Here is an 11528-nt window from a genome sequence, read left to right as displayed (position 1 = left end):
CGCCGCCTCGCGGCCGGATCGTTGCCCGATGGCGGGCGATGGCTTAAGCGCGCGGCATGACCGACGCTCCCATCCGACCTGAAGCCCGCAGCCCCCGGGGCTTCGCCGACCGGCGCGGCCGCGACCTGATCGCCGAGCGCCGGCTGGTGACACGCGTGTCCGCCGTCTACGAGCGCTGGGGCTTCGAGCCGCTCGACACCGGGGCCTTCGAATACGCCGACGCCCTGGGCAAATTCCTGCCGGACGCCGACCGCCCGAACGAAGGCGTCTTCGCCCTGCAGGACGACCCCGACGCCGAGGGGAACGGCGAATGGATGGCGCTGCGCTACGACCTGACCGCGCCGCTGGCCCGGTTCGCGGCGCAGAACTGGGAAACCCTGCCCAAGCCGTTCCGCCGCTACGCCTTCGGACCGGTGTGGCGCAACGAGAAGCCCGGCCCCGGCCGCTTCCGCGAGTTCGTGCAGTGCGACGCCGACACGGTCGGGTCGGACCGGCCCGAAGCCGACGCCGAGATCATCGCCATGGCCTGCGAGGGCCTGCAGGCGGCGGGGCTCGCGCCCGACCAGGCCGTGCTCCGGGTGTCGAACCGCAAACTGTTCGACGGCCTGTTCGAGGCGGGCGGCGTCGGGGACGCGGGCCAGAAGCTGACCGCCCTGCGCGCCATCGACAAATATGACCGGCTCGGCTGGGAGGGCGTCGCCGCCCTGCTCGGCGAAGGCCGTCTGGACGAGTCCGGCGACTATACCAAAGGCGCCCGCCTGCCCTCGCCGGTCATCGCCGCCATCGAGGGCTTCCTCGCCTCCGCCGGGGACGGACAGGCCTCGCGCGCCGCGACGCTCGACGCGGTGGCGCGGTCCGGGAACATCGGGGCCGCCGGCGAGGCCGCCCTCGCCGAACTGGCGGCCATCGACGCCGCCCTCAACGCGATGAAGGTCGGTCAGGACGCGGTGCGCTTCGATCCAACCATCGTGCGCGGGCTGGAATACTACACCGGGGCGGTGTTCGAGGCCGAACTGCTGCTGGAGACCACCGACGACAAGGGCCGGGCGGTGCGCTTCGGTTCGATCGGCGGCGGCGGACGCTACGACGACCTGGTGGCGCGCTTCACCGGCGAACGGCTGCCCGCGACGGGCTTTTCGTTCGGGGTGTCGCGGCTGGCCTCGGCCCTGCGCGCGGCCGGACGGGGCGGCGAGGACGCGGTGCGCGGCCCGGTGGTCGTGATCGTCTTCTCCGAAGCCGACATGCAGCACTACCTCGACGCCGTGTCCGAGCTGCGCAACGCCGGGATCGCGGCCGAGCTCTACCTCGGCCGGGCGGGCATGAAGGCGCAGATGAAATACGCCGACCGCCGCGGCGCGCCGGCCGTCGTGATCCTGGGCGGCGACGAGATCGCGGCCGGCCAGGTGACCATCAAGGATCTGGACGCCGGCCGCGCCCTGGCCGCCGGGATCACCGACAACGAGGCCTGGAAGGCCGAGCGCCCGGGGCAGGTGGTGGCGGCCCGCGCGGACCTGGTGGCCATCGTTCGGCGGATCGCTGATCGTCCGCACACGGATGCGTGAGTTATCACTGATAACGCATGAAAATCGGGCGTTTCGACTGCGACTTCATTGACTTGGCGGCCGGAATGTCGTCATTCTTCTGTCACTCGAGAGCCGCCATGTTTCGGCGTGGCGGCCTTTCGGAGGCGTTTCGGGGAGGAAACGTCCGCTCCGTAGAGAGCGAAAGAAGCCCGCCGCGATGTATCCCCCGCGGCGGGCTTTTTCGTGCCTGGAACCCAGCGCCGTCGCATCCTTCGGCGAGCTGCGAAGCGGCGCAGACCGGAGGACCCGGCGGCGCGCGAGAGCGCGACCTTGCCGGGAGAGCCGTCGCTGAACCAGCCTGCCTGAACAGATCGCCTTCGGCGCCGCTGGGTCCCCCGGTCTCGCTGCGCTCACCGGAGGATGGGCAAGACGCAAAAAAGGGCCGGAGCGTCGCCGCTCCGGCCCTTCCCTGTTCGATGTGACCGCCGGTCCTACCAGATGCGGACGCGGTCTTCCGGAGCGAGGTAGTATTTCGAGCCCGGCTGGACGTCGAAGGCCTCGTACCAGGCGTCGACGTTGCGGACCGGGCCGATGACCCGGAATTCGGCCGGGCTGTGCGGATCGGTGGCGATCTGGTTGCGCAGGGCGTCGTCGCGATACTTCGACTGCCAGACCTGCGCCCAGCCGTAGAAGAAGCGCTGGTCGCCGGTCGTGCCGTCCAGAACCGGGGCCGGCTGACCGTTCAGCGACAGGTGGTAGGCCTCGAGGCCTACCGCGTTGCCGGCGGCGTCGCCGATGTTTTCGCCCATGGTCAGACCGCCCTGGACCTTGAAGCCGGGAAGCGGCTCGAACTGGTCGTACTGGGCGCCGAGACGCGCGGTGAGGGCCTCGAAATTGGCCTTGTCCTGGGGCGTCCACCAGTTGCGCAGCACGCCGTCGCCGTCGGACTTGGAGCCCTGGTCGTCGAAGCCGTGGCCGATCTCGTGGCCGATGACGCCGCCGATGCCGCCGTAGTTGACGGCCGGGTCGGCGTCCGGATCGAAGAACGGCGGCTGCAGGATGGCGGCGGGGAAGACGATCTCGTTGTTGGTCGAGTTGTAGTAGGCGTTCACCGTCTGCGGGGTCATGCCCCACTCGTCCTTGTCGACCGGCTGGTTCAGGCGGTTCAGCTGGTAGTTCCACTGGAACAGGCCGGCGCGCTCGGCATTGCCGAACAGGTCGTCGGGCCGGACCTCAAGCGCCGAATAGTCGCGCCACTTGTTCGGGTAGCCGATCTTGACCGTGAACTTGGCCAGCTTTTCCTGGGCGGCGGCCTTGGTCTCGTCGCTCATCCAGTCGTAGGTATTGATGCGGTTGCCGAGCGCGGTGCGCAGATTGGCGACCAACTCTTCCATCTTGGCCTTGGACTCGGCGGGGAAGTATTCGGCCACGTACTGGCGGCCGACCGCCTCGCCCAGCATGCCCTCGGCGAAGCTGATGCCGCGCTTGTCGCGGGGACGCTGCATCGGCTGGCCATTGAGGTCGCGCGAGCGGAACTCCCACTGGGCGTCGGCGAAGCGGCGCGACAGGCGCGACGCGCCGTCGTCGGTGGTGTGGAAGGCCTGCCACGCCTGGATCACCTCGATCGGGGTCTCGGCGTAGATGGCCGCGATCTTCGGCATGGCGGTGTCCTGACGGACGATCAGGCGCGGGACCTCGCCGACGCCGATGGCCGAATAGTAGTCCTGCCACGGGAAGCCCGGGGCCTCCGAGGCCAGCCGGGCGATGGTGTATTCGTTGTAGGTCTCGTCGCGGTTGCGGTTCTGGATCGGGGTCCAGTGGGCCTCGGCGATACGGGTCTCGAAGGCGAGGATGGCGTCGGCGTTGGCGGCGGGATTCTCCCAGCCGATCATCTCGAGCATGCGTTCGACATAGGCCCGGTACAGGGCCTTCTTCTCGGCCCAGCGTTCTTCCAGATAGTAGTCGCGGTTGGGCAGGCCCAGGCCTGACTGGCTGGTCGAAACGACGTAGCGGGTCGGCGCCTTCTGGTCGGTGGTGATGCCGGTGCCGAAGATCGTGCCGCCGATGCGGCCCTGGGTCTCGCCCATGTAGACGGCGGCCTTGTCATGGGTGTCGGCGGCGCGGATGGCGGCGAGGTAGGGCTGCAGCGGCTGGGCGTCGAGCGCCTCGATGCGGGCCTCGTCCATGTAGGAGCGGTAGGCGTCGGCGATCTTCTGTTCGTCCGAGCCGGGGGCCAGGTCGGTGCGCGCCGCGAGGGCGTCGATCATCACCTTGACGCGGTTGTCCGACAGTTCCCGCAACAGGTTGAACGAGCCGTAGCTGGTGCGGTCCGACGGAATCTGCAGGCGGTCCAGCGCGGCGCCGTTGGCGTAGCGCATGAAGTTGTCGCCGGGGGACACCGAGGTGTCGCGGCCATTGAGGTCGAAGCCCCAGGTTCCGTATTTCGGCGTCTCGACGCCCTGGTAGCCGAGCACGGTGGCGCCGACCTCGGGGGTCTGGAACAGTTCGAAGACCGTGCAGGCCTCATCGATGCAGGCGTGGTCATGGCCGTCGTCGGCGAAATGCTGGGCCAGCGCCGGGGCGGCGGGCAGGAGCAGGGCGCCGACGGCGGCGCCGATAAGCAGCTTCTTCATGTGGGTTTCCCTCGACTTGACTTCGCTTTCCGGAAGGTCGGCGGCGACCCTACGCGCGAGGGGAGGCGTGTCGCCTGAATTTTTTGTCATGATGCGCGGGAAACCCGGACAGGATGCCCCCCTGGCCTGTAGGCTGGGCCTTATGGAGGACGAATGACGGGTCACGGCGGCGCGGGCGGCGAATACAAGGATCTGGTGGTCTTCCTGGCCGCGGCGGGCGTCATGGTTCCGCTGTTCAACCGGCTGAAGATCAGCCCCATCCTCGGCTTCCTCGCCGCGGGCGTGCTGCTGGGCCCCGACGGGCTGGCGCGGCTGGCGGACACCGCCCCGTGGCTGTCGTGGCTGACCATTTCCGACGCCGGCCAGATCCGCTCGCTGTCCGAACTGGGCGTGGCCTTCCTGCTGTTCATGATCGGGCTGGAGCTGTCGTGGGAACGGCTCCGGTCGATGCGCAAGCTGGTGTTCGGCCTCGGCCTGACCCAGGTCGCCGCCTGCACCGTGGTGCTGGCCGGCCTGTTCATGCTGATGGGCCAGACGCTGGTCTCGGCCGCGGTGCTGGGCATGGGGCTGGCGCTGTCGTCGACCGCGGTGGTCATGCCCGTGCTGGCCGAGCGCGGACGGGTGCAGACCGCCTCGGGGCGGGCGACCTTCGCGGTCCTGCTGGCGCAGGATCTGGCCGTGGCGCCGATCCTGATCACCGTGACCGTGCTGGCGGCTCTCGCCCAGAGCGGCGGCGACATCGATGCGGGCACGCTGCGGACGGCGTTGCTGACGCTGGTCCCGGCGGCGGTCGGCCTGGCGCTGCTGGTCGGACTGGGGCGGCTGGTGCTGCGGCCGATGTTCCGATCCGTCGCCAGGGCCAAGTCGCGGGGACAGGGCCAGGAGATGTTCGTCGCAGCCAGTCTGCTGGTCGTCGTCGGGGCCGGGGTGGCGGCCCAGGCGGCGGGCCTGTCGATGAGCCTGGGCGCCCTGATCGCCGGCGTGCTGCTGGCGGAGACCGAGTTCCGGCGCGAGGTCGAGCTGGCCATCGAACCGTTCAAGGGGCTGCTGCTCGGGGTGTTCTTCGTCGGCGTCGGGATCGGGCTGGACCTCGACGTCGTGGTGGCCGATCCGCTGGGCGTGTTCGGCCTCGCCGCGGCCCTGACGGCGGTCAAGGTGGCGATGATCTTCGGCGCGGCCCGGCTGTGGGGCGTCAAGAACAAGGCGGCGATCGAGACGGCGCTGGTGCTGGGACCGGCCGGCGAGTTCGCCTTCGTCATCCTGGGCGCGGGCCTCGTCGAGGGCATCGCCTCGCCGGCCTTCACCGGAACGGTGCTCGTCGCCGCGACGATCAGCATCTTCACCATCCCGGCCATGGCGGTGCTGGCCGGACGGCTGACCCGGGGGAAGACGGCCGCACCGGACCTGCCCGCCGAGGCGCTGACGCCGGCCGCCGCCGGGAACCAGGTGCTGATCGTCGGCTTCGGCCGGGTCGGCCGGCTGGTCGGCGAAATGCTGACCGAGCACGGCCAGTCCTATCTGGCGCTGGACGCCAACGCCTCGACGGTGGCCAAGGGCCGGGCCGAGGGGGCCAATGTCTTCTACGGCGACGCCGGGCGGCCGGAGATGCTGCAGCTGTGCGGCGTCGCGACGGCGCGGGCGGTGGTGGTGACCATGGACGCGCCGACCAAGGTGGACGAGGTGGTGCGGGCGGCGCGGGGCCTGCGGCCCGATCTGATCCTGATCGCCCGCGCCCGCGACGAACGCCACGCCGAGCGGCTGTATCATCTGGGCGTCACCGACGCGGTGCCCGAGACCACCGAGGCGGCCCTGCAGCTGGCCGAGAACACCCTGGTCGACCTGGGGGTGCCGATGGGGCTGGTGCTGGCCTCGATCCACGAGCGCCGGGATCGCTTCCGCACGCTGTTCCAGGAGGCGATGCCCGACAACCAGGCGCGGCCCCGGCGGCCCCGGGCGCTGCGATCCACACGGGGGTGAGGCGGTCAAGATGTCGCGGCGTTAACCCCGGCAGTCATTGCCACGTTAATCTCCGTACCCCATTTTGGTCATCGTTGCGTGATGACTGCCCCTGTCGTCAGTAGATGACTCCCGGCGGACACACGGCATCGCGTTCCGCTTCCTCCCCATCGCTCCGGCGGTCAGTTTTCGATCGGCGGGCGTCAGCCGCCGTTTAGTCGAGTACCCGTTTTATGCGAGATATCGCCCTGTCCCCCTCCCAGTCCGAAACCCAGACCGAAGCCGAGACCCCCCGTCTGAACCGCCGCCAGGCCGCCAAGGTCCGCACGCGCCAGAAGGTTCTCGACGCCGCCCGCCAGCTGTTCGCCGAGCGCGGCTACGAACCGGCCACCATCCGCGACATCGCCAAGGGCGCCGGCATGTCGACCGGCGCCGTGTTCGCCAACTTCCAGGACAAGGCCGAGCTGTTCGAGGCCGTGTTGTCGACGGATCTGGCCAGGCTGGCGGAAACCATGAAGGCCTCCGCCGATGCGGAAGGGTCGGTGCGCGCGCGTGTGCTGGCCGCGCTCGGCTCGGGCTACCATGACTCGCTCGAGCACCTGCCGCTGGTGCAGGCGGTGATCGCCCGTTCGTGGTTCCAGCCGGTCGCCGCCGAGATGCGCACCCGCGCCGCGATCAAACCGCTGCTGTCGGTGATCACCGACACGCTCCAGGCCGGCGTGCGCGAGGGCGAGCTGAGCCAGGACGCCGACGTCCGGCTGCTGGGCGAAATGATCTACGGCGCCTTCCTGGCCAACTACCGCCACGCCGCCTACGACGGCTGGGCGATGGCCCAGCTGACCGAGCGCATGGGCAAGCAGGTCGACGTGATCCTGGCCGGCGCGATCAGCCGGCAGTAGTCACGGCTCAACGGAACTTGTGAAAGGCCGCGACGCCCCCCGTCGCGGCCTTATTTTTTGCCCCCCGGCCTCAGTTGGCGATGGTGAAGTCGCCGCTCGTCAGGCCGAGGCCGGCCGTGACCCTGGCGAAGAGCGTCTGGGCCGCGGCCCCGCTGCCGTCCGGGTCGTAGTAGATGTTGCCCGTCGCGCGGTCGTACACGATCCGGTGGCTCGTGGTCTGGGCCGCCGTGCCGGCGTGGAAGGCCGTGGACGGCAGGCTGCCGAGGGCCAGCGCCGGAAAGACGGCCCGGCCGAGCAGGATCGTGTCGTCGACGACGGAAAAGTCGGCGATCGTGTCGACGTTCGTCGTGGCGCTGAGAGCCGAGTCGAAGCGGAACCGATCCCCGCCCGCGCCGCCCACGAGCCGATCGCTCCCCGAGCCGCCGTTGACGATGTCGTAGCCCGCTTCGCCCTCCACCGTGTCGATCCCGGCGACGCCGTTCAGCTGGTCATGACCCGCTCCGCCCAGGAGACTGTTCGCGGCGCTGTTTCCCTGCAGGAGGTCGTTGTGCATCGAACCGATGACCCGCTCGAGGTTCCGGACCGTGTCAACGCCCGATCCACCCGTGTTCTGGGCGGCCGTCGCGCCGAGGTTCAGGTTCACCGCGGCGGCGGCGTCGGCGTAGGTGACGGTGTCGACGCCCGCGCCGCCGTCGATCACATCAGCGCCCGGACCGCCGTTGAGGGTGTCGTCGCCGTCGCCCCCGTCGAGGGTGTCGTCGCCCCCTTCCCCGTGCAGGTTGTCATTGCCGGCCAGACCGTAGATCCGTTCGGCGCCCGCGCCCGGGAGGGGCTGTCCCGGCACGGTGGTCGACCGGTTGACGGTGTCGGCGCCGGCGGTTCCCGTGATCGTCCCGGGGGCCGGGGCGGGAGCCGGCGCGGCGCCGACGAACAGCAGGTGATTGTTGACGCTCCGCGCGTCGGTGACCTTGCCCCTGGTGGCGCTTTGGTAGAGCGCGTCGCGCAACGCCGCGGGGGAGGCCGAAGGGGTTCCCTCAAGCAACAAGGCCGCCGCTCCCGCGACGTGCGGAGCGGCCATGGACGTGCCGCTCAGCTGGGCCAGGGCGGTGGAGCCCGTGTGATATCCCGAGATGATGGCGGCGCCGGGCGCGAACAGATCGACGCAGCTGCCGTAGTTCGAAAAACTTCCGCGGGCGTCGCGGTTGTCGGTCGCCCCGATGGTCAGGGCGTTCGGGGCCCGCGCCGGGGATACGCCGCACGCGTCGGCGGTTTCGTTGCCCGCGGCCACCACGGCCGCGATCCCGTTGCCGACGATCCGCTCCACGGCGGCGTCGAGGGAGGCGGAGCTCGAGCCGCCCAGCGACATGTTGACGACGGCGGGACGGCGGGCGTTCGCCGCGACCCAGTCGAGGGCGTAGATGATCCCGCTGATGGATCCGCTGCCCTGGCAGTTGAGCACGCGGGCGGACGCCAGGGTCACCCCCGGCGCGACCCCGTAGCCGTACCCCCCGCCGATCGTGCCGGCGACATGGGTTCCGTGACCGTTGCAGTCGCCCCCGTTCTGCCCGTCATTGATGACGTCGATGCCGCGAACCGCCCGGCCGCCGAACAGGGCGTGGTCGAACCGGATGCCGGTGTCGAGGACGTAGACCGTCACGCCCCGCCCGGTCGCGGTGGCGCTATAACTTCCGTTCAGCGGCAGCGACGCCTGGTCGATGCGGTCGATGCCCCAGCTGTTGGCCGATTGGGTGATCACCGCCTCGGCGTCCTGCTCGACGCGGACCACGCGATTGTCGCGAAGCAAGCCGCTGCGGGCCAGGTCGGACATGCCGCCCGCGAAGCCGATGAGGACGGTCTGATAGACGTAGTCCGGCTCGACCCCGTGCTCGGCGGCGACGGCCCGGGGGTCGGCCCGCGGCTCGAGCGTGACGATGAAGCGACCGGGTAGCGGACGACCGGTTCGCCGGGGGGCGTCGATCACATGCTGCGGCGGGCCAAGGCCCCGGCCCTGGGGTGGGCCTTGCGGCTGGTCCTGCGCGTCGACGCTGTTCGAAAGCGCGAGAAGAGAGACTGGGAGAGAGATCGCAATCGATCGGATTTTCCGGGTCGGGAACACGCCAGCCTCCTTCGCCCACAACCCTGCGTCTCATAAACTGCGAGGCGCGGTTGCGGGTTCCTGGAGTCGGAGAACGTCGGGGTCCCGGATCGCTGCTGCGCGGCGTCCGGGATGACAAGGATCCTCATTCTCCCCGTCAGTCGATGCGCCTCAGCTCTTCCATCGGAGCGTCGCCGGCTTGACCGGGTTGGCGAAGGCCCGCCCTTCGGCGCGACTCTTGCCCCATTCGCGCTTGAGCTGCTGGTACCACTTCGCCTGTTTGTCGGCGTCATCGATCCAGATCAGGGCCGGGTCGTAACGCAGGCCCTCGTTCTGCAGGTTCACCATGCCGCCGTCCTGTTTCAGGAAGGCGACCACGCCCATGCGCAGGAAGGGCTTGGCGAGGTCGAACACCCAGTGGTCGGACCAGAAAATCTGGGTGATGCGCGTCTTCGCCTCGCTGACCGGAGTCAGGCAGGTCAGGGCGAGCACCTGTTTCTCGCCCACCTGGATATGCTCCCAGCGATAACCGGGCAGGCGGAAGGTGATCTCCGTGGCGGGGGCGCCGCCGAGGATCCTGTAGGCCCGGCTGTTCGAGGACGGGGCGTGGCGGACCATGGCGAAGCCCAGTTCGCGCGGTTCGAAGGCCTTGGCCTTCTCGTGCATGGAATGCGCGGACCGCCACCACCATTGCTGATGCACATAGGGGCCATGGGCGGGGTCCATCAGACCGACCACGGCGTGATCGATATGGGCCTCGAAATCCATCCACTCGACCAGTTTCGCCTCGCCGCCGACGACGCCGGGGAACTGCGGCGGCTCATGGTCGGGTTCGGCCGGATTGCGCGGATCCGACGAGACCCAGACAAAGATCATGCCCTGGCTCTCTCGCACCGGATACGAGCGCACGCGAATCCGCCCGGGCTCATAGGCCTGGTCCTCGACCAGCGACGGGATGGCGGCGCAGACGCCGTCGGGGCGGAAGCGCCAGCCGTGGTAGCAGCACTCGATGGTCTCGCCCTCGCCCGGCTTCTCGACCAGCCGGCCCGCCGACAGCGGCGCGGCGCGGTGCGGGCAGATGTCGCGCATGGCGTAGGCCTCGCCCGCACGGGTGCGGCCGATCAGGACCGGCTCGCCCAGCAGTTCGTGGCGCTTCAGCGAGGCGGGCTTCACGTCGCGCGACAGGGCGACGAAATACCAGGTGTCGAGCACGAACCCCTTGCCGAAGGCGAGTGGCGGGGCGGAACGGGTCTCGGGCGCTGCGACGGGAGCGGTATCGGGGGGCGTCATGCCTGCTATTCTAGGCCGGGCTTCCGGGTCGCCGCCAGCCATCGGGTTGAGCATCATGAAAAGTGCTTTACGTCATAAAGTGAATAGCCTATCCATCCGCGACGCTCATGGAGAGACAACCCCGATGAAATCCGCCCTGACGGCCCTGCTGGCCGCCGCCGCCCTGATCAGCCCCGTCCTTGCCGCCCCCGCCCTGGCCCAGGACAACCATGCCGCCCACGCCCAGCCCGCCGGTCACGGCCACCGGCACGCCGACTTCGAGTCCGGCCGCTTCCATGTCCGCGTCGACGGCCCCGAGCACCCGGTCGGCGACGTCATCCTGATCCCCGGCCTGTCGTCCTCGCCCGAGGTGTTCGATGCGCTGACGGATGAGTTGAAGGGCCGCTACCGCGTCCATCGCATCCACGTACAGGGCTTCTCCGGCGCGCCGGCCGAGGACAATGCCGAGGGTCCCGTCTCCGCGCCCGTGGCCGAAGACATCGCCCGCTATATCCGCGAGCAGGGCCTGGAGAAGCCGGCGGTGATCGGTCACTCCATGGGCGGCACGATCGGCATGATGCTGGCCGCCCGCCATCCGGACAGCGTCGGCAGGCTGATGGTCGTCGACATGGTGCCGTTCATGGGCGCGATGTTCGCCCAGCCGGGCACGACTCCGACCGCCGAAAGCGTCACGCCCGTGGCCGACATGATCCATCAGGGCATGGCCAACTCGCCGCGCGACCAATACCAGCAGCAGGCGGACGCCCAGATCACCGCCATGATCAACACCGAATCCCTGCGCGCCGGACCGCTGGAAGACAGCCGGACCAGCGACCAGAAGGTCTCGGCGGCGGCGTTCCGCGAACTGATCGTCACGGACCTGCGGCCCGAGCTGACCAACATCACCGCGCCGACCACCGTGCTCTACGTCAAATTCAACGACCCGCGGATGACCGCCGAGATCACCGACGGCATCTATCGCGCCTCGTTCGCCGGCTTGCCCGCCGCCACGCTGAAGCGGATCGACGACAGCGCCCACTTCATCATGCTGGACCAGCCCGCCGTATTCGCCGCCGAGGTGAACGCGTTTTTAGAATAGGACGTTCAAGCGTCATCGTTTCGGCGGAAACGTCCCTCACGGTCCCGTGACGAC

At 69.5% G+C, this 11528-nt stretch carries 7 protein-coding genes; 4 read left to right on the top strand and 3 right to left on the bottom strand.

Annotated features, from left to right (window positions below; all coding sequences use genetic code 11):
- The first annotated feature begins 56 nt into the window (after positions 1-56).
- Complete coding sequence (gene hisS / locus VEB62_RS14020; RefSeq protein ID WP_324800930.1) at positions 57-1562, top strand: histidine--tRNA ligase; 1506 nt, start codon at positions 57-59, stop codon at positions 1560-1562.
- 452 nt (positions 1563-2014) lie between these two features.
- Here the strand turns inward: hisS and VEB62_RS14015 are convergent, their stop codons facing one another.
- On the bottom strand, positions 2015-4156 hold the full coding sequence (locus VEB62_RS14015; protein WP_324800928.1) for a M13 family metallopeptidase: 2142 nt from the start codon (positions 4154-4156) through the stop codon (positions 2015-2017).
- Between the two features lie 153 nt (positions 4157-4309).
- Here VEB62_RS14015 and VEB62_RS14010 point away from each other — a divergent pair, with 153 nt between their 5' ends.
- Together VEB62_RS14010 and VEB62_RS14005 are read left to right on the top strand one after the other, a co-directional pair.
- Positions 4310-6133: a cation:proton antiporter domain-containing protein gene (locus VEB62_RS14010; protein ID WP_324800923.1), complete on the top strand. Its 1824-nt coding sequence runs from the start codon at positions 4310-4312 to the stop codon at positions 6131-6133.
- 212 nt (positions 6134-6345) lie between these two features.
- Complete coding sequence (locus VEB62_RS14005) at positions 6346-7011, top strand: TetR/AcrR family transcriptional regulator (protein ID WP_324800921.1); 666 nt, start codon at positions 6346-6348, stop codon at positions 7009-7011.
- A 70-nt stretch (positions 7012-7081) separates the two neighbouring features.
- Here VEB62_RS14005 and VEB62_RS14000 read toward each other — a convergent pair whose 3' ends face one another.
- Together VEB62_RS14000 and VEB62_RS13995 are read right to left on the bottom strand one after the other, a co-directional pair.
- The gene (locus VEB62_RS14000; RefSeq protein WP_324800918.1) at positions 7082-8992 is read right to left on the bottom strand and encodes a S8 family serine peptidase; all 1911 of its coding nucleotides are present in this window, start codon (positions 8990-8992) and stop codon (positions 7082-7084) included.
- A gap of 285 nt (positions 8993-9277) precedes the next feature.
- Complete coding sequence (locus VEB62_RS13995) at positions 9278-10396, bottom strand: Rieske 2Fe-2S domain-containing protein (protein ID WP_324800915.1); 1119 nt, start codon at positions 10394-10396, stop codon at positions 9278-9280.
- Between the two features lie 124 nt (positions 10397-10520).
- Between VEB62_RS13995 and VEB62_RS13990 the strand changes: the two genes are divergently transcribed.
- Complete coding sequence (locus VEB62_RS13990; protein WP_324800913.1) at positions 10521-11474, top strand: alpha/beta fold hydrolase; 954 nt, start codon at positions 10521-10523, stop codon at positions 11472-11474.
- The last annotated feature ends 54 nt before the right edge of the window (positions 11475-11528 follow it).

It is taken from the genome of Brevundimonas sp., assembly GCF_035626975.1.
Taxonomy (GTDB): Bacteria; Pseudomonadota; Alphaproteobacteria; order Caulobacterales; family Caulobacteraceae; genus Brevundimonas.
The sequence above is the reverse complement of the archived record's forward strand: the minus strand, read 5'-3'. Positions and strand labels throughout refer to the sequence as shown.